26 protein-coding genes, 1 tRNA gene and 1 pseudogene are annotated in these 24377 nt (G+C 58.9%); 14 read left to right on the top strand and 14 right to left on the bottom strand.

What is annotated here, in order from left to right; all coding sequences use genetic code 11:
- Window positions 1-86: 86 nt before the first annotated feature.
- Window positions 87-1457 carry an AMP-binding protein gene (locus tag QQJ86_RS11640; RefSeq protein ID WP_284321111.1) on the top strand — a complete coding sequence of 457 codons (1371 nt, stop codon included), beginning with the start codon at window positions 87-89 and terminating at the stop codon, window positions 1455-1457.
- Window positions 1458-1696: 239 nt separating this feature from the next.
- Complete coding sequence (gene purD, locus QQJ86_RS11635) at window positions 1697-2977, top strand: phosphoribosylamine--glycine ligase (protein ID WP_284321110.1); 1281 nt, start codon at window positions 1697-1699, stop codon at window positions 2975-2977.
- Window positions 2978-3002: 25 nt separating this feature from the next.
- Here purD and QQJ86_RS11630 read toward each other — a convergent pair.
- The 3 genes and pseudogenes from QQJ86_RS11630 to QQJ86_RS11620 form a co-directional block, all read right to left on the bottom strand.
- A pseudogene (locus QQJ86_RS11630) lies at window positions 3003-3317 on the bottom strand (GFA family protein); the annotation flags it as partial.
- Between the two features lie 166 nt (window positions 3318-3483).
- A complete protein-coding gene (locus QQJ86_RS11625; protein WP_284321109.1) occupies window positions 3484-3903 on the bottom strand; it encodes a GFA family protein in 420 nt (139 codons plus the stop codon).
- 45 nt (window positions 3904-3948) lie between these two features.
- Window positions 3949-4308, bottom strand: coding sequence for a DUF2784 domain-containing protein (locus QQJ86_RS11620; protein ID WP_284321108.1), 360 nt, complete (start codon window positions 4306-4308; stop codon window positions 3949-3951).
- A gap of 79 nt (window positions 4309-4387) precedes the next feature.
- Between QQJ86_RS11620 and QQJ86_RS11615 the strand changes: the two genes are divergently transcribed.
- Window positions 4388-6262, top strand: coding sequence for an MFS transporter (locus QQJ86_RS11615; RefSeq protein ID WP_284321107.1), 1875 nt, complete (start codon window positions 4388-4390; stop codon window positions 6260-6262).
- A 54-nt stretch (window positions 6263-6316) separates the two neighbouring features.
- Here the strand turns inward: QQJ86_RS11615 and ampE are convergent, their stop codons facing one another.
- The 8 genes from ampE to QQJ86_RS11575 all read right to left on the bottom strand — a co-directional run bounded on the left by ampE (window position 6317) and on the right by QQJ86_RS11575 (window position 11492).
- Window positions 6317-7186 (bottom strand): regulatory signaling modulator protein AmpE, encoded by an 870-nt coding sequence (ampE, locus tag QQJ86_RS11610; RefSeq protein ID WP_284321106.1) that lies wholly within the window; start codon window positions 7184-7186, stop codon window positions 6317-6319.
- Between the two features lie 72 nt (window positions 7187-7258).
- Window positions 7259-8212, bottom strand: coding sequence for an NAD(+) diphosphatase (gene nudC, locus QQJ86_RS11605; RefSeq protein WP_284321105.1), 954 nt, complete (start codon window positions 8210-8212; stop codon window positions 7259-7261).
- Window positions 8213-8228: 16 nt separating this feature from the next.
- Entirely contained in the window at window positions 8229-8597 is a 369-nt protein-coding gene (gene erpA / locus QQJ86_RS11600; RefSeq protein WP_233843824.1) for an iron-sulfur cluster insertion protein ErpA, read from the bottom strand.
- Between the two features lie 80 nt (window positions 8598-8677).
- The gene (locus QQJ86_RS11595) at window positions 8678-9109 is read right to left on the bottom strand and encodes a bactofilin family protein (RefSeq protein ID WP_284321104.1); all 432 of its coding nucleotides are present in this window, start codon (window positions 9107-9109) and stop codon (window positions 8678-8680) included.
- The gene (locus tag QQJ86_RS11590) at window positions 9096-9860 is read right to left on the bottom strand and encodes a DUF6776 family protein (RefSeq protein ID WP_284321103.1); all 765 of its coding nucleotides are present in this window, start codon (window positions 9858-9860) and stop codon (window positions 9096-9098) included. Before QQJ86_RS11590 ends, QQJ86_RS11595 begins: the two co-directional genes overlap by 14 nt.
- A 222-nt stretch (window positions 9861-10082) precedes the next feature.
- Entirely contained in the window at window positions 10083-10553 is a 471-nt protein-coding gene (gene bfr, locus QQJ86_RS11585) for a bacterioferritin (protein ID WP_284321102.1), read from the bottom strand.
- A 136-nt stretch (window positions 10554-10689) separates the two neighbouring features.
- On the bottom strand, window positions 10690-10899 hold the full coding sequence (locus QQJ86_RS11580; protein ID WP_423372998.1) for a (2Fe-2S)-binding protein: 210 nt from the start codon (window positions 10897-10899) through the stop codon (window positions 10690-10692).
- 50 nt (window positions 10900-10949) lie between these two features.
- A complete protein-coding gene (locus QQJ86_RS11575) occupies window positions 10950-11492 on the bottom strand; it encodes an RNA pyrophosphohydrolase (protein ID WP_284321101.1) in 543 nt (180 codons plus the stop codon).
- A 185-nt stretch (window positions 11493-11677) separates the two neighbouring features.
- On the opposite strand from QQJ86_RS11575, the gene QQJ86_RS11570 reads away from it, so the two are divergent.
- The 7 genes from QQJ86_RS11570 to QQJ86_RS11545 all read left to right on the top strand — a co-directional run bounded on the left by QQJ86_RS11570 (window position 11678) and on the right by QQJ86_RS11545 (window position 16817).
- Window positions 11678-11754, top strand: a tRNA-Met gene (locus QQJ86_RS11570).
- A 68-nt stretch (window positions 11755-11822) separates the two neighbouring features.
- Entirely contained in the window at window positions 11823-13154 is a 1332-nt protein-coding gene (locus QQJ86_RS11565; protein WP_284321100.1) for a tyrosine-type recombinase/integrase, read from the top strand.
- Between the two features lie 57 nt (window positions 13155-13211).
- Window positions 13212-13682 carry a hypothetical protein gene (locus tag QQJ86_RS11560; RefSeq protein ID WP_284321099.1) on the top strand — a complete coding sequence of 157 codons (471 nt, stop codon included), beginning with the start codon at window positions 13212-13214 and terminating at the stop codon, window positions 13680-13682.
- 76 nt (window positions 13683-13758) lie between these two features.
- Window positions 13759-13959: a helix-turn-helix transcriptional regulator gene (locus tag QQJ86_RS22830; protein ID WP_423372864.1), complete on the top strand. Its 201-nt coding sequence runs from the start codon at window positions 13759-13761 to the stop codon at window positions 13957-13959.
- Window positions 13956-14447, top strand: a complete 492-nt coding sequence (locus QQJ86_RS11555; protein ID WP_284321098.1) for a primase/helicase family protein — start codon at window positions 13956-13958, stop codon at window positions 14445-14447. Before QQJ86_RS22830 ends, QQJ86_RS11555 begins: the two co-directional genes overlap by 4 nt.
- Window positions 14441-16279, top strand: a complete 1839-nt coding sequence (locus QQJ86_RS11550; protein WP_284321097.1) for a DUF5906 domain-containing protein — start codon at window positions 14441-14443, stop codon at window positions 16277-16279. The genes QQJ86_RS11555 and QQJ86_RS11550 overlap by 7 nt, the downstream gene beginning before the upstream one ends.
- Window positions 16280-16343: 64 nt before the next feature.
- Window positions 16344-16817 (top strand): hypothetical protein, encoded by a 474-nt coding sequence (locus tag QQJ86_RS11545; RefSeq protein ID WP_284321096.1) that lies wholly within the window; start codon window positions 16344-16346, stop codon window positions 16815-16817.
- A gap of 652 nt (window positions 16818-17469) precedes the next feature.
- Here QQJ86_RS11545 and QQJ86_RS11540 read toward each other — a convergent pair.
- The 3 genes from QQJ86_RS11540 to QQJ86_RS11530 all read right to left on the bottom strand — a co-directional run bounded on the left by QQJ86_RS11540 (window position 17470) and on the right by QQJ86_RS11530 (window position 20470).
- Window positions 17470-18918, bottom strand: coding sequence for a hypothetical protein (locus QQJ86_RS11540; RefSeq protein WP_284321095.1), 1449 nt, complete (start codon window positions 18916-18918; stop codon window positions 17470-17472).
- Window positions 18919-19024: 106 nt separating this feature from the next.
- Window positions 19025-19555: a hypothetical protein gene (locus QQJ86_RS11535; protein ID WP_284321094.1), complete on the bottom strand. Its 531-nt coding sequence runs from the start codon at window positions 19553-19555 to the stop codon at window positions 19025-19027.
- A gap of 369 nt (window positions 19556-19924) precedes the next feature.
- Window positions 19925-20470, bottom strand: coding sequence for a hypothetical protein (locus QQJ86_RS11530; RefSeq protein ID WP_284321093.1), 546 nt, complete (start codon window positions 20468-20470; stop codon window positions 19925-19927).
- Between the two features lie 45 nt (window positions 20471-20515).
- Between QQJ86_RS11530 and QQJ86_RS11525 the strand changes: the two genes are divergently transcribed.
- The 4 genes from QQJ86_RS11525 to QQJ86_RS11510 all read left to right on the top strand — a co-directional run bounded on the left by QQJ86_RS11525 (window position 20516) and on the right by QQJ86_RS11510 (window position 24376).
- Complete coding sequence (locus QQJ86_RS11525; protein WP_284321092.1) at window positions 20516-20704, top strand: hypothetical protein; 189 nt, start codon at window positions 20516-20518, stop codon at window positions 20702-20704.
- A gap of 444 nt (window positions 20705-21148) precedes the next feature.
- A complete protein-coding gene (locus QQJ86_RS11520) occupies window positions 21149-21685 on the top strand; it encodes a winged helix-turn-helix transcriptional regulator (RefSeq protein WP_284321091.1) in 537 nt (178 codons plus the stop codon).
- 4 nt (window positions 21686-21689) lie between these two features.
- Window positions 21690-22802: an HlyD family secretion protein gene (locus tag QQJ86_RS11515; protein WP_284321090.1), complete on the top strand. Its 1113-nt coding sequence runs from the start codon at window positions 21690-21692 to the stop codon at window positions 22800-22802.
- Window positions 22799-24376 carry a DHA2 family efflux MFS transporter permease subunit gene (locus tag QQJ86_RS11510; RefSeq protein WP_284321089.1) on the top strand — a complete coding sequence of 526 codons (1578 nt, stop codon included), beginning with the start codon at window positions 22799-22801 and terminating at the stop codon, window positions 24374-24376. Before QQJ86_RS11515 ends, QQJ86_RS11510 begins: the two co-directional genes overlap by 4 nt.
- Window position 24377: the final 1 nt, after the last annotated feature.

Raw genomic sequence — 24377 nt, 5'->3', positions numbered from 1 at the left:
GATGAGGGGCAAATCCCGGACACCGGCAGCACCGACCGATCTGGCCGGGTTGGGATCTTGCATGGCTGGCAACCGGGAGTTTGTGCGTGGCGATCGTCTACGACACCTATCAACGCGATGAAGCGGAACGTCTGCTGCCGCTGTTGAAGATGGACGATCCGCGTCGCATCGTGGCGATGCACGATGGCCAGGCGGTCAGCGCCGCGCAATTCGTCGCGCATGTCGCACGCGTTGCTGCGCAATTGCCGGAAGCCTCTGCGGCAGTGAACCTGTGCGAAGACCGCTACGCCTTCCTCGTCGCGTTTTGCGCCATCGCGCTGCGCGGCCAGGCCAACCTGCTGCCACCCTCGCGCGCGCCGCAGGCGGTGGAAGAAGTCATGGCGGCGCATCCGGGCTGTCATGCGGTGGGCGATCGCCCATTGCATCCCTCTCCGCAGCGTTTCCATGTGCTGCCGCCCTTACCGGTCAACGAATCCGTGTCCGATGACCTGGCATGGCCAGTCATTCCCGCGCTGCAGACCGTGGCAGTGGGCTACACCTCCGGTTCCACCGGTGCGCCGCGTTCGAACGCCAAATCCTGGCGCGGCCTACATGCCAGCACGGCCGGAAATTTGCGCATGCTGCATCACGTGGTAGGCGAGCGTTTCTCGGTAGTGGCGACGGTTCCGCCACAGCATATCTACGGCATGGAAATGTCGATCCTGCTGCCGCTCTTGGGCGAGGTGCAGGTGCACTCTGGCCGGCCATTCTTTCCGGCCGATATCGCAGCTGCCTTGGAAACCATGCCGGCGCCCCGCGTGCTGGTCACTACGCCAGTGCACTTACGCGCGCTCGTCGCATCGAGCGTGCAACTGCCGCCTCTGGCTGCGATGCTGTCGGCCACTGCGCCGATGCCGCCGGAGCTGGCGGTGCAGGCCGAACAGGTTTTCCACGCGCCGCTGCTGGAAGTTTTCGGCTCCACGGAGACCTGCGCGTTCGCGTCGCGCCGCGTCACGGTGGAAAGCCGCTGGTCGCTTTATCACGGCGTTCATCTGCATCCGCAGCCGGACGGCACGCAAATCGAAGCGCCGCAGCTCGATGCCCCTGCCGTGCTGGCCGACATCATCACCATGCATGACGAAGGCCGCACCTTCGAACTGTGCGGACGCCATGCCGACTTGCTGGAGATCGCCGGCAAGCGTGCATCGCTGGGCGATCTCACCCGCCGCCTGTTGAGCATCCCCGGCGTGGAAGATGGCGTGGTGTTCCAGTTGAACGATGCCGATGCCATCGGCGTGCGGCGCATCGGGGCGATGGTGGTGGCGCCGACGCTCGATGAGCATGTCATCCTCGACGCGCTGCGTGCCTCGATCGATCCGGTCTTCCTGCCGCGTCCCCTACGCCTAGTGGAGCGTTTGCCGCGCAACGAAACCGGCAAGCTGCCGCGCGCGGCGTTGTTGGATTTGCTGCACGCCTAGTTTTCTCCTCTCTCCCTTCGGGAGAGGGCCGGGGGTGAGGGTTCGGGCGAAGCGACATGCGGGTTTCTTGCGCAAGTCTTGGCCATCGCGCGCTGATCGTACCCTCACCCCAGCCTCTCTCCCGAGGGGAGAGGGGCTATTTCACGCGAGGCTGAAGCGAGCGGGCAATCCCTCGAACAGCCACTACAATGCGCGCTGCGCCACGCAGCGGCGTTCCTTGTTAAGCAGTTGGAGCAGGCATGAAAGTTCTGGTGATCGGCAACGGCGGCCGCGAACACGCGCTGGCGTGGAAACTCAAGCAATCGCGGCGCGTGAGTGAAGTGATCGTGGCCCCCGGCAATGCCGGCACGGCACGCGAGCACGGTGTGCGCAATGCCGATGTGGCGGTGACCGACATCGAAGGCCTGCTGAAACTCGCCAAAGCCGAGAAAGTGGAACTGACCGTGGTCGGTCCCGAAGTGCCGCTGGTGGCCGGTGTCGTAGACAAATTCCGCGCCGCAGGCATGCGCATCTTCGGGCCGCGCGCGATCGCTGCTCAGCTGGAAGGCTCCAAAGCCTTCGCCAAAGATTTCCTGCTCCGCCACAACATTCCCACCGCGCGCTACGCGGTATTTACGGAGCTCAATAAAGCGCTGGCTTATGTGCGCGAGCATGGTGCGCCGATCGTGATCAAGGCCGATGGACTTGCGGCGGGCAAGGGCGTCGTCGTCGCGCTTACGTTGAGCGATGCCGAGCTCGCCTTGCACGATATGCTCGGTGCGCACGCGTTCGGCGATGCATCCTCGCGCGTGGTGATCGAGGAATTCCTCGAAGGCGAAGAAGCCAGCTACATCGTGATGAGCGACGGTTCCAACGCGCTACCGATGGCGAGCAGTCAGGACCATAAGCGCCGCGACGACAACGACCTTGGCCCGAATACCGGTGGCATGGGCGCTTATTCACCCGCGCCGGTTGTTACGCCTGAAGTGGAGAAGCGCATCCTCAAGGAAGTGATCGAGCCGACGCTGCGCGGCATGGCCGCCGAAGGCGCACCGTTCATCGGCTTCCTCTATGCCGGCCTGATGATCGACAAGCACGGCACGCCGAAAGTCATCGAATTCAACGTGCGTTTCGGCGATCCGGAAACGCAGCCGATCATGCTGCGCCTAAAATCTGACTTCGTCGATCTGATCGAAGCTGCACTGGATGGCCAACTGCACCACACCCATGTGCAGTGGGATACGCGCCCTTCCATCGGCGTGGTGATGGCGGCCGGTGGCTATCCGGCGAAGGTGAAAACCGGCGATGTGATCGAAGGTCTGGATGCGGATTTCGGTGCGGAGGCCAAAGTGTTTCACGCCGGCACCAAGCTCGACGCGCAAGGCCGCGTCATTACCGCTGGCGGTCGTGTGCTGACTGTTTGCGCGCTCGGCAAAGACATCGCGGCCGCACGCGAACGTGCTTACGAAAGCGTCAAGAAAATTCACTTCGATGGTGCGTTCTGCCGCAAGGACATCGCCCATCGCGCACTGCATCGGTGATAACGCAGCGAGACTGTCAGCAATGTCAGTCGGACATCGTTTCGTAGCCGGGCAGTTGTGAGCCTGATGTATCCCAGTGATAGCGATTGCACGTGAACAGCGAGCATTCCGGCTGAAAAACACTGGGATCGTCCAGGCTGCCTACATAAATGCTCACCATGTCCGGTATCACCTCCGGTGTGCCGAACAACAAGCTGCCGCAGGTAGGGCAGAAGTGACGAGCCGTTTTCAGCTGGCTGCTACCCATGATGGCATGAGCGCGTGTTTCGCCCGTTACTCGAAACGTCGACTTCGACACGCCCATGACCGGTACGTGTCCGCTGCCGGAGCTTCGTTGGCAATCGCGGCAATGTCACAGCACGCTGAACAATGCGATGCCATCCGATTCGTAGCGCACGGCGCCACACAGACATCCGCCGGTGATCATGCGCTTTCTCCGCAGGTTGGGGTGCAAACCCCTCATCTTTATGTGCCGGAAATGACAATGTTGGGGTTTGCACCCCAACCTACACGAACGTCACGTCCGCGATCCAATTCCGCTTGCGTCTGGCCAGCCGGTCATCCGTATTCTCACCATCAAGGGTCGAAGAGGATCGGCGCAGTAGGGAGGCATCTACGTTCTCGAACGTATTCACGTTCACCACGGCATACAGCCTTTCGTCGATCAAGCTGGTGACCAAGGGCGCCACGCCACATTGCTTGCAGACGTAGAAATCAGCTGTTTCTGTTCCGAACGCATAGCGCGACACGAGCTGTACGTCCTTCACTTTGACCTTCAATGAGCCCGCCGGATAGGACGTCCATACACCGCCATGCTTAGAGCAAAACGTACACGTGCAGGCGCGCGCAGGAATTTCCGTGGGATCGGGTGACCAGTCGAGCGTGTAGGTGATATTCCCGCAATGGCAGCTTCCGGCGATCAGCATGGCGCGCTTGTTGATGACCTATCCAGCGCGGAGCATACGCCATGCTCAGGTGCGACGCTTGTGCAGCAGCCAGGCATACACGGAGAGATTCAAGATCAGTACTAATGCACCCAGGGCGAACTGGATGTTCCTGGTCAGGCCATCAGGGTAAATGGTCGCGGTGAGGTAGTGCCCGAGACAATCGCCTTCGTATGCGGCATGACCGGCACGCACGCGAAAATAATTTTCGATGGACGTGAGCGGGCAAATCGTTCCGCTCGCTTCGACATATATGCCCCATGCTGCCGCCGGTATCTGCAGCCAGAGAACCCGGCGCCACTTCAACGCAAGCAGCGCGCCGAGGCAGGCGAACAGAATAAAGCCTAAGTGCACGGCTAATACGGCATCGGCTAGAGACACATACATGGCTTTGGCACGGAGCACCGCTCGTGATCGGATCGGTTTTCACGTTACGCTAGTGGCGTTCCGCTTGCCAAGGATTCGCATGAGCCAGTTCGCCCTGCTAGGCAGTCGACGCTTCGCCCCGTTTTTCTGGACCCAGGCGCTGGGTGCGTTTAACGACAGCGCATTCCGCAACGCCATGGTGATGCTGGCGGCCTTTCAGATGGGTTTGTCGGATCGCGACGTGGGTCTGTACACGAACCTCGCGCCAGCGCTTTTCATCTTGCCGTTCTTCCTGTTTTCCGCCACGGCTGGTCAATTGGCGGAGAAATTCGAGAAGACACGCATCATCCGTTACGTAAAGCTGTTCGAGATCACCGCCATGGTGTTGGCGGCCTACGGTTTCATTACCCATCACTTGCCGCTGTTGTTGATTGTGCTTTTCATGATGGGGATCCACTCGACCGTGTTCGGCCCCATCAAATACGCGATCTTGCCGCAGGCCTTGAAGTCCAGCGAATTGGTGGGCGGCAATGGGTTGGTGGAAATGGGCACGCAGATGGCGATCCTGATCGGCATGACGACAGGCAACATGCTGATGCTGATCGCAGGGGTGGGCCCGCATTTTTCCGCGGCGCTGACGATCGGCATTGCCGTAGTCGGCTATTTCGCCAGCCGGCTGATTCCACCAGCGCCGGCTACTGCACCGGACCTCAAGTTCAACTGGAATCCGTTCACCGAAACCGCGCGTGTCTTGCGCATTACGCGTGAAGATCACGCGGTGTTCAACGCGGTACTCGGCATTTCCTGGTTTTGGTTTTTTGGCACCGTGCTGGTTGCCCAGCTACCGCTCTACACGCGCATCAACCTGGGCGGCGATGGCACGGTGAATACGCTCGTGCTCACTTTGTTTTCGATCGGTACCGGCATTGGCTCGCTGATGTGCGAAAAAATGTCAGGCAAGCGTGTAGAAATCGGCCTGGTACCACTGGGTGCCTTTGGATTGACGGCGTTCGGCATCGATTTGTTCCTGGCGCGCTCTGGCGCAGCAGCCGAACGAGGCCTGGACTGGCTGGCCTTTCTGCACACGGCGGGAAGCTGGCGCATCGTGCTGGATCTCACCTTGATCGGCGTGTTTGCCGGCTTTTATGTGGTGCCGCTGTTCGCTTTTGTGCAATCGCGTGCTCCGCGTGATCGCCTGTCGCGCGTGATTGCGGGCAACAACATCCTCAATGCTTTGCTGATCGTAATCGCGTCCTGCTTCGGGCTGGCGATGGAGAGGTTGGGGTTCAGCGCAGCGCAGATCTTCCTGATCGCAGCGTTGCTTAATGTGGTGGTGGCGGCGTACATCTTTACGCTGGTGCCCGAATTCCTGATGCGCTTCATCACGTGGGTGTTGGTGAATTCGTTGTACCGCATTCGCGTGGATGGCATGCGCAACCTGCCGGAAGAAGGACCGGCATTGCTGGTGTGCAATCACGTGAGTTTCATGGATCCGTTGATCCTGATGGCGAACTTGCGTCGCCCTGCACGCTTCGTGATGTATTACAAAATCTTCAACGTCCCGCTGCTGCACTTCGTGTTCAAGACAGCGAAGGCAATTCCGATCGCGGGACAGAAAGAAGATCCTGCGGTGCTGCAGCGCGCGTTGGACGAAGTGGATGCCGCCTTGGCGGATGGCGAGGTAGTGTGCATTTTTCCGGAAGGCGGGTTGACCAAGGATGGCAACATCGCGCCATTCCGCTCTGGCGTGGACAAGATTCTGGCCAGGCGTCCGGTGCCGGTCGTACCGATGGCCCTGCGAGGTTTGTGGGGCAGCGTGTGGAGCAGGCGCGATTCGATGCTTGGACGTGCGCGATTGCCGCGTCGCTTTCGGGCACGCGTCGAATTGGTAGTGGATGCGGCGCGGCCGCCAGAAGAGGTCAGCGCGGGAGTTTTGGAAGCGCGCGTGCAAGAGTTGCGCGGCGATATGGCGTGATCCCCTCGATCGTCATTCTTGCAAAAGCGGGAATGACGGCCGTGTAGATGGGGATCAGTGCAGCCAGCTTCCCATCACCATCAGCGCCACCACGCTCAACCAGGCCAACAATGCGCGCAGCAACGCATCGCGCAATCGGCGCAGCTCGTGCAGTGCGTCGGTGCGCTCTTCGATGTAGCCATCGCCCCCTTCGATATCCGTCAGCACGTCTGCGCGCGCGGCGGCACCCAGAAAATCCGGATTGGACAGATACCAGCTGTTCGGGGCTGCCTGTTGATGCCAACGTCGCCACGCGCCGATCACCGCATCCCAATGACCCACCAGCGCCAGCGTGAACACCATCAGCTGCGCCGGCAGCCAATCCAAGGCGTTGGCAAAATAACGCGCATTCGCACGGGCGCCGGAATCCAGTGCCAGTGACGTGTCATGGCCGAGTTGTCGCGCGAGGCGATAGAGCAGGGCGCCGACCGGGCCGAGCACGAAGAACCAGAACAACACGGCGAAGCGGCGACGCAATGCGGCATAGGCGGTGGCTTCGCCCAGATCCGCAGTTCGCCACGCCACGGTCTCGCCGTCGTCTGACAGGGCTTGTGCGGCGGTTTCGCGGGCACTTTGGTCGGGCGCTTTGAGAATCGCTTCCATGTCGGCTTCAAATGCATGTGGGCCGAACGAGAACAGCAGGACGACCAGCGCAAACACGAGTAGCAGCAGATCTGTCAGTGGCAACCGGTGCAAGACCCAGATCACTACGATGCAGAGCACCACCGGCAGCAATATCGCCAGCGCTACGCGACCCACGCCGCTGGTATCGGCCAGCTGATTCACCCAGCGTCGGAATCCGGCGTCTCCACGCCAGCATGCAAGCTGCGGCTGCAGATGCAGCAGTCCCAGAGCGATGAGCGCGGCAAGCAGGCGAATGGCCATGAAAACGGACTCCCTCGAATGGCTGCAATTGTATGCGAGTGGTGCGGCCCGTTCACGAACCTGCGGCAGGTATCAACGCGTGCTTAGCGCGTCCAGATCCAACCCTGCACGCTGCTGCAGCCAATGCGACAGCAACTGATACGACACGGAGAGTGGCGTGGGTGGTTTCAAGCTGCCATCTGCCAATCCGTCGATGATCTGCTGCGGCGTAAACCAGCGCGCGTCTTCCAGTTCGCCATCGCGGAGTCGGATCGTGGGCGAAAGCGCGGTGGCGGTGAAACCCACCATCAACGAGGCCGGCATCGGCCAGGGTTGCGAGGAGTGATAGTGCACATCGCCTACGAGCACGCCGGCTTCTTCGGCGACTTCGCGCCGTACCGCATCTTCCAGTGCTTCACCCGGCTCGATGAAGCCGGCCAGGGTGGAATAGCGCCCAGGTGGCCAGCCAGCCTGGCGTCCGAGCAGGCAGGCGCCCTGGTATTCGACGATGACGATGATGGCTGCGTCCGTGCGCGGAAAGTGCAGACGACCGCAAGCCGGATTGGTGCAGTGCGCGCGGTGCCCGGAGGAAACCAATTGCAGCGGCGCACCGCAGCGCGCGCAGAAGCGCGTTTCGCGCTGCCAATGCGCAAGCCCCTTGGCGTAAGCGAACAGGCCGGCTTCGTCCGAGGCCAGGAGCAAGCCCGCTTCGCGCAAGCCCGCGCGCCGGGCGTTGAAGGTTTCCTCCAGCGCAGCGATGTCATCGCTCTCGTCGAGCAGCAGCATGAAATGCGGCTGCCCGTCAGCGATGCCGAGCAAGCTCCAGGATGCGTGGGCAAGCAGCCGCTCGCGTTCGCTGGCATCGAGCCAGCGCAAGGACTCTTCTCCCCGGTGCAGAAAGGCGTCGCCCTGGGCATCCAGCAGCAGATAGCGTGCATCGGGCGAGCCGGCTTTGGCTGTCACCCACTCGATGGCGTCGCGCTGTTCGGAAACGCGGTCGAGAATCAGGCTGAGTCCGGCGAATGTGTTGAGCTTCGTCGCAATCATCCGGACAGGCCAGTACTCACGTGGAAAACGAGGAGCCGCAGCCGCAGGTGGTCTTTGCGTTCGGGTTGCGGATGACGAACTGCGAACCGCTCAGGCTCTCGGTGTAGTCGATCTCGGCGCCGGTGAGGTACTGCAGGGAGAGCGGATCTACCAGCAGGGTTACACCTTCACGGTCCAGTGCAAAATCGTCTTCCGCACGGGTTTCGTCGAAGGTGAAACCGTACTGGAAGCCCGAGCAGCCGCCGCCGCTGATGTACACGCGCAGCTTGAGATCGGGGTTACCTTCTTCCTGGATCAGTTCGTGCACCTTGCGCGCGGCGGCCTCAGTAAAAATGAGGGGCGCGCCGGCTTGGCGATAGTCGGGGATGGCTACGATGGTTTCCATAGCGCGGATATTGGGCTCAGACACTGCGGACTCAAGCATATCAGCTTGAGTCCATGATCCGGGCAGCTGTGCCGCGGGATTCAGGCGGTTGCCGCTTCGGCGCGCACTTCTGGTGCGGGCAGCTCGCGCTGTACGTGATCATCGCCCTGGTGCGCGATGCGGCCGTTCACCTGTGAGCCGGCCGCCATCTCCAGCGAGCTGTAGCGAACGTCGCCAGTCACGCGGGCCAGCGGGGCCAGTTCCAGCCGCACACTGGCGTAGATGTCGCCGGTGACCTGGCCGTTGATCATGGCGTGCGGTACGCGCACTTCGCCCTGCACCTGGCCGTGCTCGCTCAGTGTGAACACCGCATGGGCGCCTTCACCCAGCACCGCGCCCTCGATGCGACCTTCCACGTGCAGCGTGCCGGTGAAGCGCACGTCGCCGCGAATGATCGTGCCTTGCGAAATCAGGCTGGTCTCGGCATGCCGGGATGAGGAGGCGCTGGGTTCATTGCGTTTACGGCTGAGCATCGGATTCCCCTTGGGTGATCGTGACTGGGCTGGAGAGGGCGTCGTTCCAGGCGACGGCGCGGCTGACCGGTTCTCCATTTTCCGGCGTGACCGTGACATGCAATCGCGTTGGCCGGAAATCGGCGGGCAGCGCGATGGTGGTGTGCAATTGCTGAAAGTAGCGAAAGCGGAACGGAATACCGTTCTTTTCGGCGGCATCACCGAGCGCGGACCAATCAAGCTGCACAACTTTGTTGTTGCGCAGGCCTTCCACGCTGACCGTGGTGGTGCCGCTGGTATCGTCGTTGCGCTTGACGTTCTGCGTGAGGCTGACGGTGAGGTTCCACGCCGCGGGTGAATGTGGCACTGGCTGCAGAGACACTTCCTGCACCTTCATGCCTTCGCGTTGTGCGTCACCGCCGACCAGTCGCGAGTAAAAGCCAAGATCGGCGCGCAGGCCGCTGATTTCTTCATCGCGTTGCGTAATGGTCTTGCGCAATGATTGATTGGCAACGTCGCTCACTTGCTGCGAACGCTGCAGGTTTGCCACATCCTGCTTGAGCTTTTCGTTTTCCGCGGTGAGCGTGCGCAACGTTCGCCGATCCGACAGACTCGGTCCCACGCTTTTCCACACACCGCTCAGCAACGCAGTAATGATGGCCACCAAAAGCAGGCTACCCACCCACGCGAGGCAGAGCCACAGCATTCTGCGACGCTGACTGGCAGCGTCGTGCGGACGTACGACGTAGCGCGGTGGTGGACGGGAAGCCATGCAAGGCCCTTCCGGCAAAACGCTGGATATAGCTGGTCCGTGACGAGACCGTCAAGGAAGCGCAGGGCACTTTGTGCTGCAGATCGCCTTGCCTGCTGCCAAGCGAATAGGTTCTTAACGTACTCGCTTTCTACTCTGTCATCGCAGGCCGGCATGGCCTGTTGCGAATCAAGCACGCAAGCGCTCGATTCGCCGAAGGCGGCAATGCGTTGCCGTGCGTGTTCAGCTTTCCATCTTCGACTGCAGATAACGTTCTGCGCCGATGTCCTTGACCAAGCTGAGCTGCGTTTCCAGCCAGTCGATGTGCTCTTCTTCAGCACACAGAATTTCCTTGAACAGGTCGCGGCTCACATAATCGGCCACGCCTTCACTATGCGCGATGCCAGCCCGCAGATCCTGCACGGCAGCCAGCTCCAGATCGAGATCGCACTGAATGCACTCGAGCACGTTTTCGCCAATGCGCAATTTGCCCAAGTGCTGCAGATTGGGCAGACCTTCCAGGAACAGGATGCGCTCGATCAGACGGTCCGCATGCTTCATCTCGTCAATCGATTCCTTGTACTCGTGCTCGGCGAGTTCGCCGTAACCCCAGTTCTTGTACATGCGGAAATGCAGGAAATACTGATTGATCGCGGTCAGTTCGTTGTAGAGCACCTTGTTGAGGAACTCGATGACCTTGGCGTCGCCTTTCATGGCTGTTCTCCGGAACTAGGGTGATGCGGAACTATACGGTTCTGCGCGAAGCGATGGGGCAATGAGAATGATTTGCCGGAAAAGCAAAACGCCATCGCACGAGGCGATGGCGTTTAAGGCAAAAGATGTTGTCCGATCAGGCCGCGACGAAGATCGGCAAATCCAGCGTGACTTGCTCGATAGCCTTGTCCAGTGTGGAGCGGGCTTCGGTTTCGCAGCAGCCGCAGCAATCGGAGCAGCCGGTGCGCGCCTGTAACTCGGCGAAGCTGCGCACGCCGTCGGCGGCCGCGCGGCGGATGTCGTGATCGGTAACGGCGTTGCACAGGCATATGTACATGCCGCGCATTTCAACGCGAATGCGAATGATTGTCAACTAGAGTTCGTTAAGCGCCCGGATCAGGCGGCTCGACGGCCTCGCCCGGGACGGCTATGCAGCTGTGGTTGCGGTCCCAGTTGGATGCACAACATGTTTTCCACCAGCGGCGCGAAGTGGCGCAGGGCGCGGTGGTAGACGTCGCGTTTGAAATTCACCACGTGGGCAGCGGGGTACCAGAAATCCACCCAGCGCCAGAGATCGAATTCGGGCTTGTCGCAGGCATCCAGGCGCAGGGCGTCTTCGGCTCCGACCAGCTTCAGCAGAAACCACACCTGCTTCTGGCCTATGCAGGTGGGATGCTGATGATGGCGGATATAGCGATTGGGTAGCTTGTAGCGCAGCCAGCCACGGGTGCTGGCGAGCACTTCGACATGCTGGGGCATCAGGCCGGTTTCTTCTTCCAGCTCCCGGTACATGGCCTCCAGCGGGGTTTCGTCGCTGCGCATGCCGCCCTGGGGAAACTGCCAGCCGTCCCGATGGACGCGGCGCGCCCAGAACAGCCGGCCGTCTGCGTTTAGCAGCACAATGCCAACATTCGGACGGTAGCCATCTGCGTCGATCATCCAGCCTCCTCGGGGCCTGTCGCTGCAATCTGGCAGAGACGTCAGCGCTCGCGACCCTGGATCGATTCAACCACAGCCTACGAAGCGGGAGCAAGCCAACCACTTGAACCGCAAGGGCAGCCCGATTAAACTGCCGCGCCCCGCCTGAACGAAGTCCGCTCCGGATCCCGGACGGCGCACCCCTTGGCTATGTAGCTCAGCCGGTTAGAGCACAGCACTCATAATGCTGGGGTCGGTGGTTCGAGTCCACCCATAGCCACCATATACGCATCCAAGTCCGTCCGATAAAGCCCTGAGGATTCAGCAATACCAAGGGTTTCGGGGAATTCTTTGTCCGGTCCAGCCCCATCTGGTCCATTGATATCCGGGGGCAACATTGGGGGCCTGTATACCGATCCCCAAAGCAGTTGCCCCCACATGGCACTTTCTGACACTGCTATACGCAAGGCCAAGCCAGCCGAAAAGACCCAGCGCCTGTTCGATGGCGGGGGCATGTATCTCGAAATTTCCCCTTCAGGGGGCAAGTGGTGGCGGTTGAAGTACCGATTTGGGGGCAAGGAGAAACGCCTATCGCAGGGTACTTACCCAGACACCAGCCTTTCCGATGCACGAAATCGACGTGATGCCGCGCGAAAACTTCTGGCGGCTGGTGCTGATCCTGGTCAACAGCGCAAAGCCGAGAAGGCGGCCGGCGCCGACCGTGCAGCGAACAGTTTCGAAGTGGTCGCGCGTGAATGGCTGGCGGTGAAGCAACCCGAATGGACTCCGGGCCAATTTGCGAAAGAGCGTGACCGTTTAGAGAACCATGCCTTCCCGCGAATTGGCGCGCTGCCTGTTGCGAATATCGGAGTGGCGGAAATTCGTCCGCTGCTAATGCACCTGGTGAAGCAAAGTCACATCGAGCAATCGCATCGGCTACGACATCAACTAAGCCGCGTGTTCCGATTTGAAGTCGCGACCGAACGAGCCAGCCGCGATCCGGCTGCGGACCTGCGCGACACGCTGCCGGCTCGTCAGCCGAAAAACCATCCGACGATTACGGACCCAGCACAAGTCGGTGAGTTGATGCGCGCTATCGAGGGATTCACTGGCACCTTTTCTGTGCAGTGTGCGTTGAAGCTGGCGCCACTATGGTTTTGTCGCCCGGGTGAAATTCGCATGGCGGAATGGGTGCACTTTGACCTTGAGAGCGAAAACCCTAGCTATACGGTGCCACCTGTAAATCGCAAACTGAAAAAGGCCGCTAAGGAAAATCCGCAAACTCCTTCGCATGTTGTGCCGTTGTCACGTCAGGCGTTGGAAATACTGCGCGAATTGCACCCGCTTACTGGACATGGACGCTACCTATTCCCCGGTGCGCGCGATCCAAAGCGGCATATGTCAGACGGTGCAGTGAACGCCGCACTGGCCCACCTAGGCTACAAGGGCATCATTACCGGACACGGTTTTCGCCACATGGCACGCACGCTGCTAGGCGAGATGGGATGGAGTGCCGAAGCCCTGGAGCGTCAGCTATCGCATAAGGAGCCGGGCGTCGCGGGGGTCTACAACAAGGCCCAACATCTTCCAGAGCGACGAAAGATCATGCAAGCGTGGGCAGACTATTTGGATGGCCTGCGTGTGGGCGGACAGGTGATCGCATTCAAGAATCAGCGGAGTTGAGTGCGCGTGTATTTGTAATTTCCAGAAAGATCCAGTCTGGGACGACTAGGTAAGGGCATGACGAAGTTGAGCATCAAATCATCTATAAAGCCGGTTATCGGAGCAGCGTTTAAATCCTCGATAGGCGACGCGATTAAAAAGATGTCAGAGCCTGCCCTTCGTTGGAGAGAGATGGAGAAGCATGCTGATCAATTTCTCGACATGCTCCGGCGCAATGCGACGCTTCGGGAAGTGAAGTCCCTCAAGCCAATGGACGGCCTAACGCTAATCACTCTTGTCTCGAAGATCGAACAAAAGGATAGAAAGAAAGCGCTGCTTGCGATGCAGTCGGAAGGCGGAAAGAAGACCGCCATCCAACGGAAGAAAAGCGCGCAGGGTCGCAGTGACAAGATTTGTGACGAGGCTCGGAAATTTGTAAAGAATGGGGCTTCTGATCGGGATCTTGTCAGCAAACTGGCCCGAAAATTTGAACTTTCAGCGCCAACAATCCGGAAGGCACTGAAGGAGGGGGGGGGATTAAAAAAATGAAAGTACGCTAAGCGTGCTTTCTTTTCGATATTCAGTATTCGGGTTGTCCAAACCAAGACGGATAGGTCTAACCCGCATGCAATCAAAAGTAACTCCCCAGTATGTAAGCGCCAATGAAGCGGCGCGAATCTTGTCGATCTCCCGCAGCACATGGTGGAACTGGTGCCAGTTGAATAAGGCACCGAAGGCTATTCACCTCTCCCCTGGGTGTACGCGCTGGCGATATGCCGATGTGGTTGCATTCGCCGAATCACAGGCAACGGAGATTGCGGCGTGAGCGTCCGGCAGAATCACGTCGGCGCCGAAGTAACACGCCAGTTTGAAGCGGCCATGCACGCGGCCGGCATTGTTCCGGAATTTACGCGTGAGGACTTGATACCTAACGGTGAACTGATCCGCTTCCGCGTCGAAGGTGATAGCAAGGACAGTAAAAACGGCTGGGCAGTCCTGCATGGCGATGGCATACCAGCCGGTATGTTTGGTAACTGGAAAACAGGTGAGTCGCATAACTGGTGCTCGAAACGAGATTCTGAGTTAACACCTGGTGAGCGCGCGGAGCAGAAGCGCCGGGTGGAAATGGCACGCGTTGAGCGTGAGCGCGCAGAAAAACATTGCCGCGCCGAGGCAGCGGAACATGCCCGCGCGGCATGGGAAGTCGCAGACACGGCTACCAGCCACCCCTATCTTCAGCGCAAGCGCGTACAGTCGCACGGGCTGCGCGTGGCGCGCACCGACGTAATCGTGTTCGCGCTGGCGATTTGCTGATTCCACTCAACAATGCGGGCGGTGAACTGGTGAGCCTGCAACGGATCACCTATGACGGCGCCAAGTTCTATCTGGCTGGCGGCGAGAAACGCGGTTGCTTCTATCGCTTTGGCGGAGATGGCCCTGCATGGCTGGTTGAAGGTTATGCCACCGGCGCCAGCGTGCAAGAGGCAACCGGGCGGCCAGTTGTTGTTGCGTTCGACGCTGGTGGCTTAAAGCCTGTCGCTGAGCTATTACGTGGACAGCTAATAGGAGTGGCCGCCGACAACGACGAAAGCGGCACAGGTCAGAGGGCCGCCGAAGCCACGGGCTTGCCATGGATCATGCCGCCTACCATCGGGCAGGATTGGAACGACTATGCGGCACAGCATGGCGTGGATGCGGTCCGTGCGGCGTTGGTCCTGCCAGCGGAGTCGGCTAACGCTGGGCGCGACGAAGCGCGGCGACGACAGCAGAAAGAGCAAAACGCCCGCCTTCAAGACGACGCGCAATACGTTACTCCGCCGCGTATGAGTCTGACTGACATGTTGGACGACTGCGTCTGGATTACGGCGGGCAGCCAAGTGGGCCGCGTAAGCCGCCCCCAAGCAGTCCTGACCTTCAATGAGTTTTGCGACCTGACAGCAAGCTGTGTAAGCGCGCGCGAAGACAACCCTATGCGGAGCATTCCGACAGCGGTGGTGTGGAAAAGGCATAAGGGCAGAAAAACCGTGGAGACACGAACATTTCACGCTGGCGCCGCTGAATTCTGCTGCGACCCTGACGGAGGCACCGCGCTCAATGCCTGGCGCCCGATTGAGCGCCGACCGTCATTAGCAGACGTGACGCCGTTCCTCGATCATGTCACATACCTGTTCGAAGACGTTACCGAACGCGAGGTGTTTCTTGATTGGCTGGCGCATATCGAGCAAAAACCCGGCGTACTCCCGCATTACGGTTGGCTGCACATCGCCAAGAATACTGGCACGGGTCGTAACTGGATGGCGTCGGTCCTGTCGCGTGTGTGGCGCGGATACGTGGCGCCGAACGTGGATTTGCCGGCGCTATTGGAAAGCCAATTTAACGGCACGCTGGCCGGGCGCGTGCTGGCGATGGTTGACGAAGTACAGGAAGGTGGGGGGGGGGACAACCAGTTCCGCCATGCGAACCGGCTTAACGCCATCATTAACGCTGAGGAGCGAGCGATTAATCCAAAGTTCGGTCGCCAATTCAAAGAACACAATTCCTGCCGCTGGCTGGTGTTTTCGAATTACGAAAACGCGTTGCCGATGAAGGATACGGACCGCCGCTGGCGCGTGGTACGCCATAACGCTGCTCCTCGTTCACCGGAGACGTACGCCAAACTCTATGCGTTGTTAGATGACGTCGAGTTCATCAATGCCATAGGTGCATGGCTGCGCGAGCGTGATATACGCGCGTTCAACCCGGGCGAGCGTCCGCCGATGAATGAGGCAAAGCGCGCTGCGCTCGCCGCGTCTCGGTCCATGATCCAGCAGAGTACCGGAGAGCTTGTAGGTCGCTGGCCCGTGGACATCATTACCGGCGCCGATGCCGCCGAAGTCCTGTGCGATGGCGCCGATAACGCTTCGATTACTCCCGCCATGCGTCGCGCGCTGAATGAAGCTGGCGCGCTTCAGTACGGAGGCGGGCGTGTTGTGAAGGTTCGCCACAAGGCGTCGAAATGCTGGATTCTTCGCAACGTCGAGCGTTGGCAGCATGCCGCTCCCGTCGAGATTGCTGCCGAAGCAGTGCGTGCGCGTGAGTTCAATCAGAGCGCCACTGCACTAGAAGTGCTTGCAGGCGCCGACGATGATGGTGGCAGCCCTCTCTGACCCTATTGAGCCGTCGGGGCGTGCACCCTGGCGGGCATGACAAATTTCCGAGAATCAAAACAACATGCTCACATTCACAGAAGTACTAAAGAAAACCCCTGACCTGTCTGCCAATGGAATCCGTACGTCGCGCGTAACTGACGCGGAGTTCGCAGAGTGGCGCTCCGACCTTGAAAACAATTTCCATTCGCAGGTTGCGGCGGCGCTCCGTTTTCTCGAAGGCGTTCAGACAAGCAAGGCGATGGCACGCATGCGTAACAGCTACGGACTGAAGCACACTGCTGAAAGCCATCAATTCGGTTATATCTGCAACGGTGCGATGATCGCTGCGCTACTGATGGTCGGTGTTCCCATTCGGCGTATTCCTATGTCTTGTAGCGTGCAGTTCGCCATAGAAAGGCGATGGCTCGATGAGCGCGCGAAGGTTGCGCGTGGCCGGTATCTGATGATGAAACCGGCTCATTGGCCCCATGCTCGGCCGTTCATGGGGCCGGCTATAAACGCTGACCGCCAGATGGTCGAGCAGTTCGGCTGCTGAGCGGAGTAGGGCTGTCGCAACGAAGCCGCCCATTGAGGTGGCTTTTTGTTGTCCAACTGATTGCCGTAGCGGTTACGGTTACGGCAGGATACGGCATTCCTACTAGAGGTCAAAAAAATATTTGTAGGGAACCTTACGGAAAAGCCATAACCTACTGTAACCGTAACCGTCGCAAGTTATCCGCAGCTCACGCTGTCTGCGCCTGGCGTCGATCCCGGGAGTCCTGCGATGCGTTTAAACGCATCGCGATAAGGTCGCGCAAGCGAGCGGCAAGCGCACTCAATTTCGGAAGCTCTATCTCCTTAGAAACTTCACACATACAACAATCGAAATGGGCCAAACGATCAAGTAATACGGGCAGTCGGTCCAGACACGATCTGCCGATTCGGGTCCTCTGGCAAAGAGAACGATCAAGAACAGACATAGCAGAAGCATAAAAGCCATAGCATTGGCTGCAAAAGCGACCTTAAGCATCCATCTAATAGGCATCGATTCCAATTCCTTCTGCATAAAAAGTCATCCGCTTTGGGTCGGAGTCGGACGGTTCCACGCAATGTTCGCCCAATGTTCGTCTCAGCGTACCGAGATCGAGCGCATAGGGAAAAACGGAGAGAACGTCCAGCGGTCATGCTCCGATTTTTTTCCAAGATAGCTAGTTAACTGTACCCACGTCGTCATTCGGAATTACGACGTAATGCAGCGTCTGCAGTGAGCAAAGCTTCATGGCCTTATTGTCGGAAAGGCTCCATATCTGTTGCTCACCCGAATTCCAGGTCGTTTCCAAATAGTGCTTGCCGGCCACTATCACAAACCCGGCCCTCATGCTGCCCGTCGGAAAAGCTTCTTGTTCGTACAAAGGGCCGCCAATTCGTTTGAATATCGCATCGTTTACCGGCTCGCTTGGATCGATGTGATCGTCTTTATCGATCAATACCGGGGCCTCAAGATGCACTCCGCTGCCGCAACCTGCACCCGACGAATTTTCATAGGCGACGAGCGCAATACGCACTGGCTTTCCATCATTGTTTAGATCAATCGAGCCGGAATTGAGGGCTTTGTAAGTGATTGTGCTCGGGTTGCCATCCTCGTATACAAATACGTCGTTGCCAGATTTTCCGATGCGCTTTAGACCTTTAAGCGGTGAGGATAGTGTGATCCAGCTATCCCCGGTTGGCTCTCCCATGGCCGCCTGCTTCTCTTCACCACGCGTGATCGCGGCGCAGACCTTATTGTCACTTGATGAAACAAGACGCTTGGATGTCAAAGGTTGTAGTGAACCTTTGCAGGCCGTATGAATGTTTCCGCCATCGTCTAGCGTCGAGATATAAAACACATCAGATCCCGGCCCATTCCCCAGCAAAACAGGCTTACCAAGGATCTCGACCCATGTCTCATCACGACCTTCCGAAAGGTTGTACGCCGGATCGTCGTACTGCCTGGTCTTTGGTGAAAGTTTTTGGGATAGATCTGCGCTCCAAATGTCTTGATATGTGGACGAGCAACTACCACCGTCATTGACATCGATAGAGGCAAAAACGCGATCACCCACCTTCAAGCGCGTCATCGCCTGCCCGCGTTGCCCATAATCAGAATAGCCGTTCTTGCTGGCAAAGACTTTATCGAGTGAGCGCTGAGGAATGGCTGGAAAACTGCCGCCATGGTTCATGATCTCGGCCGCAGCTTGGCAAAGTGCCTCTGTATTTGGGGGGGTGAGCTGATAAGGCTCGCCCTGTGGTGCAAGCCGATCGCTTTCGACCCAGCCGGTAGATACACGGTGCGGTCCGTCGAAGCGTACGAAGGCGTAGCCGTCGCAAGTTTCCACTTGCTGGACCTTGTCACCTGTCAACAGATATGCCGCGTCTGCCTTGGCATCTGCGTTTTGCAGATAGCCAATTTTGAGATTGTCGGGATGGATCCTATAGAGCGTCAGTCTTGCCCCGGGTATACCCGTAACCTTAGATGGGATGACTCTGCCGTGGTCCGATGCAACATAGTCCACCGCACAAGCCGGTGGGGCGTCGCCCGCTTGCACTGTAGGCACCCCGCTTATCACAAGAAATATAAGCAAAAATCTCAATAACGAACTTGCCATCCAATTCACACGCGCTCCGTAAGACCAGATTCAATTGGCGTCCGCTTTGGCTCGGAATCGGACGTCTCGCTTCCGAGGAGCCGGGCTGAGCTATCTCAATCCTTCCTTTAGCGTATTACCCACCATCGAAAGGTGCACCGGGATCGACCATGCGCAGAGTCGAGTGAGTGGGTCTCCGAAGGCTCCAGTGACACTCTTTGGCCGCCATGCTGGCTGCGGCCTCGAACTTTGCATAGTCAAACCACTGCTCTTTCCACGACGTGTCGCCCCGTCGCTGGGGATATACCTGTACCGAAAAATATTGGCGATCAAGCTCTTGAAGCATTCGAGCGATGAGTTCCTTCGCCTGCATATCATCATTAAGCAAGCCGGTGCGCTTATTGCCGCGAAGCACTGGAAGAAGCACGTGTGTGCTACCCAGGTGGCCGCCGGGTAAGAATAAATGGCGCCTATAACGCCCTGTTGGCCCTATCTCAGAATCCCAATCGAACCAAATTTGCATACTTCCATGGGTGCAAGCCATCGTGACGGCACCAAGTGTCGTATTGAAATTAGATGCAGCGTCTACTCGGTGTTCAGATCCATAAATGGGGAAGCTTCCAGCTTCGAGCGCCAATACGAGTAACCCCACTGCTATCTGTCTCACTGCGGCATCCTTGTACGGAATTCGGGTCACGTCGTTGCAAATGCATTATCAGTGACGCTGCGAAAATTGGACCATGATCGAGTGGCGTAGCAAGGGCAACACTAGGGCGGCGTTATGTCCGCTCTGTGCTGAAAGCAGCCTCCATAGGCTAACTCTATGAAATCTTACGGGTCCTTCCTATGGGGGTATATAGGGCGGGGTCCCCGACACCCCGGATTCCGCAGTGTGCGTGCGCTCCGAAACCAAGTTTGTTGTTTATCTCGAGCGCTCGATATGCCTTTTTTTAGGCGCATTGTTGAGGTCGTAACATAAACAACAACAACTGCAAAGATTTAGGGCTTTATGCTGGCTGGGTTAGATTCAACGGCGCTAAGAAATGTTTGGCCGCCCCGGCGGATTTTTTGCTTGTAATCTTTCGTTAGGAACGGGAGACGAACGATGTGGGAAGTTGAGGTAGAGCAGACGAAGGTGCATGGGGACGAAGACTTCAAACGCGTTGCCAAAGAGTGGCAAAGAAGGTCTGCTCACGAATTTCAAGAAAACGCTCATCATTGTGACCATGGCTGCAGTTAGTCCCAAGATGGCGCTCATTCGCGAGGCCATGCGACTGCGGTAATCATTTTCTGCAACTTTTAGATCAATATTCTTGCTGTGCACGTCGGTAGCTGCGCGCGGCGGACTAACGAGATGAGCCAAAGTCTCGCAGTACCTTTGCTTGGTGTCCGAAGATATAAAGCTGGAGTCCATTATTTCCTTTATGAGCTCCTCTGCGATTTGCTTCGGCTTGTAAATGTCGTCGCGGCCAACCTTATGGCGACGAGCAGTTGCATTGAGCAGAGACTCTAGTACTTGCTCTGACGGTATTTGGCCCTCCGAAATTCCAGGTCGAAGTGCATAAACAACCTCGCGGTTCACCGCTTCAACCTTTTGACCGTACTCGCGGTTGAAGTTGCGGGCGCAGTGGCTGCTGTCGAAGGAGCCAAGAAGCTTGATCCGAACGCGGGGTTGCTGACGGAGGCTGCCGCCGCCGTGGCTGGCTTCGAAGGCGCAGGCGCGCTCGAATCATTGGTCGCGAAGAAGAAGGCCGAGGGTGAGGGCGAGGCTGAGTCGAGCGATGTAGACGCCCAAGCCGACGATTCGCAGTCCTAATTCGTCGTCTGGATGGCCCCGGGACTGCCCTCGCGAGGCGCTGGCGCCCTGAAATCAAGTTACACCCTATTAACAAACCGATTGGTATAGTTATTCCATGTCGAGAGACATCAGTCCCACCGTTTAGCCGGGCCTCCCCTCCCCGCTAAGCAACGTAAAGATGGATGACCCGAAGCCCGCAGGTTCCCCCTGCGGGCTTTTTATTGTCGGTAGCGTGATCTGTCTGGGGTGGCTCCGGGGCGCGACCTGTATTAAATGACTTTAAAACCAAATGGTTGAGCGCCGTATTCCGGTGCACTGGTATCTCGAAGTCTCGCGCCGCTTTCTGCTGTCCAGCATGGCTGCAACCGCAGCGGCAGATTTCTTTTGAGTAGTTACTTGCATAATGATAGTTACTGGCGCACCATACGCACCCAGGCCATAAGGCTTGAGTAGTGAAGTGCCATGCAACGAACCAGTTTTGGCGATATGCACTGCCCGATTGCGCGAAGTCTCGAGCGCGTCGGCGAGTGGTGGAGCATCCTGATCCTGCGCGACGCCTTTCTTGGCGCAACGCGTTTCGATGAATTTCAGGACAGCCTCGGCATTGCGCCGAACATGCTGACGCGCCGGCTGCGCGCACTGACCGATGCCGGCCTGCTGGAGCGCCGTCGCTACAGCGAGAAACCGCCTCGCTACGAATACGTGCTGACACCGCGCGGACGCGATTTTCGCCCTGTGCTGCTGGCACTGATGGCCTGGGGCAACCGCCACTTCGCGCCGGAAGGGCCGGCCATGCAATTGATCGATGAACGCACTGGCGACGCGGTCGAGCCGGTAATGGTCGACGCGAAGACGGGCGACCTGATCGATCGCAAGCATCACGCCATGCATGCCGGCCCTGCCGCCGATGCGCGCATGCGGGCACGCGCCGACGCCAATCTGCGCAAACGCGCGCAGGAACGCTCGGCTTCGTCTTCCACATCGCCGCGATCGGAATAGCGCCATGAACACCGCTACGGCCGTTAAGCGACTCGATATTCCCGACGATGCCGACGTCGCACCACCAAGGAGCAAGCGCAAACATGCGTTACGCATCGCTGCCGGTGTCGCGCTGCTGCTCGGTATCGTCTACTGCATCCACTGGTGGGTCACCGGGCGATTCCTGCAGGACACCGATGATGCCTACGTAGGCGGCGACATCACAGTGATCGGCCCCAAGGTATCGGGCTACATCACCGTGTTAAACGTCACCGACAACCAGCGGGTGCGTGCTGGCGATGTACTGGTAAAGATCGACGATCGCGATTACCGCGCCACACTGGCAAAAGCCGAAAGCGCCGTGGCTGCGCAGCAGGCTTTGTTGGCGAATCTCGATGCAACGGAGCATCTACAAGAGGCTGTCATCAACGAAGCCAAGGCAGGCATCGCGGCCGCCAATGCCGAAGCAACGCGTGCCCGTGATGACGAAGTGCGCTACCGGGAGTTGGCCGGGCGTTCGGCGGTATCCGTGGAAAGTGCACAACGCGCGGATGCGGTCGACAAGACGGCGCGCGCGAACGCGGATAAAGCCCAGGCCGCGTTAACGGCTGCACAGCGTCAGCTCGACGTGATTGCGTCGCAAAAACAGCAGGCGCGCGCAGCGCTGGAGCAAGCCAAAGCGGAACGTGACCTCGCCGCATTGAACGTGAGCTACACCGAATTACGCGCACCTGTAGACGGCGTGATCGGCAATCGGCGTGCTCGTGTAGGCGCTTTTGCCGCTGCCGGTACGCAACTGCTATCCGTGGTGCCCGCGCATGGCCTGTGGGTGGACGCGAACTTCAAGGAAGACCAGCTGGCGCGCATGCAGCCGGGGCAATCGGTGGCGATTCATGCCGACGTGTTGCCAGGCCGTACCTTCCATGGTTCCGTGATCAGCCTAGCTCCCGCTACCGGCGCCGAGTTCAGCGTACTGCCGCCTGAAAATGCTACAGGCAACTTCACCAAGATCGTGCAGCGGGTGCCCGTACGCGTCGCGCTGAACAAGCAGGACGACGCACTCGGCCTGCTGCGCCCAGGTCTTTCCGTAACCGCTGAAGTCGATACGCGCGCATCGTCACGCACTAGCACGCTATGAACGTCCGCGCCGCCGCGATGGCCGGGCCGATCGATCCAGCCAGCCTTGCCAATGCTCAGAAGGTGATTGCCTTTGCCAGTATGTGCGTGGGCATGTTCATCGCCTTGCTCGACATTCAGATCGTATCGGCGTCGCTGCGCGACATCGGTGGCGGCCTGTCCGCGGGCGTGGATGAAACGGCATGGGTGCAGACCAGCTATCTCATCGCCGAGATCGTGGTGATTCCGTTGTCGGGGTGGTTGTCGCGCGTGTTTTCGACGCGTTGGCTGTTTGCCGCCTCGGCAGCGGGATTCACGTTGACGAGTCTGCTGTGCGGTGGCGCCTGGGATATCCAGAGCATGATCGTGTTCCGCGCACTGCAGGGTTTTCTCGGTGGCTCGATGATCCCGATGGTGTTCACCACGGCGTTCGTATTTTTCTCTGGCAAACAACGCGTGGTGGCGGCTGCGACCATCGGCGCGCTGGCGTCACTCGCTCCAACGTTTGGCCCCACTCTGGGCGGCTGGATCACCGATCACTGGTCCTGGCACTGGCTGTTCTTCATCAATCTCGTGCCCGGCTTGTTCGTCACGTTCGTCGTGCCGATGCTGGTGAATATCGATGCGCCGGACCTTTCGCTGCTGCGTCGTGCCGACTATCCGGGCATGGTGCTGCTCGCGGTATTCCTTGGCTGCCTGGAATACACGCTGGAAGAAGGTCCGCGTTGGAACTGGTTTTCCGACAGCACGATCACGACGACGGCATGGCTTTCGGGCATTTGCGGTATCGCATTCATCATCCGCAGCCTGATCTACGCGCATCCACTGGTGGATCTGCGTGCGCTGGGCGATCGTAACTTCGCGCTGGGCAGTTTGTTTTCCTTCGTAACCGGCATCGGCCTGTTCTCGACCATCTACCTCACGCCGCTGTTCCTTGGGCGGGTGGAAGGCTATAGCGCGTTGCAGATCGGCCAGGCGGTGTTCTCCACGGGCATCTTTCAAATCCTGAGCATTCCCTTGTATGCCGTACTCGCGCAGCGTTTCGATTTGCGCTGGATCCTGATGGTGGGCATGGCATTGTTTGCGGTATCAATGTGGGAATTCACGCCGATCACGCATGACTGGGGCGCACATCAGTTGCTTTTGCCGCAGGCATTGCGCGGCATGGCACAGCAACTGGCGGTGCCACCAGTGGTCACGCTGACACTCGGCGGGCTGCCGCCTGCGCGCCTCAAGCTCGCCTCCGGATTGTTCAACCTGATGCGCAATCTCGGCGGTGCGATCGGCATTGCCGTCTGCGCCACCATCCTCAACGATCGCACGAATCTGCATTTCTATCGGCTGGCCGAGCATCTCAACGCCACCAATGAAACGATGAACCAATGGCTTGCGCAGGCCGGAAATCATTTGGCCGACGTGGGCGATGCCGACGGACAGCTGCAGCAGCTATGGCGGCTCGCGTTTCGCGAAGCACAGACGCTCTCTTATGCCGATGCGTTCTTCGCCATTGGCGTGTGTTTCGTGATCGCCACGGCGATGGTGCCATTGATGCGCAAGGTCGCGCCTCCTCCCACCCCTTCGGCCGATGCGCACTGAA

It is taken from the genome of Dyella acidisoli (assembly GCF_030160295.1).
GTDB classification, from domain to species: Bacteria; Pseudomonadota; Gammaproteobacteria; order Xanthomonadales; family Rhodanobacteraceae; genus Dyella_B; species Dyella_B acidisoli.
The sequence above is the reverse complement of the archived record's forward strand: the minus strand, read 5'-3'. Positions and strand labels throughout refer to the sequence as shown.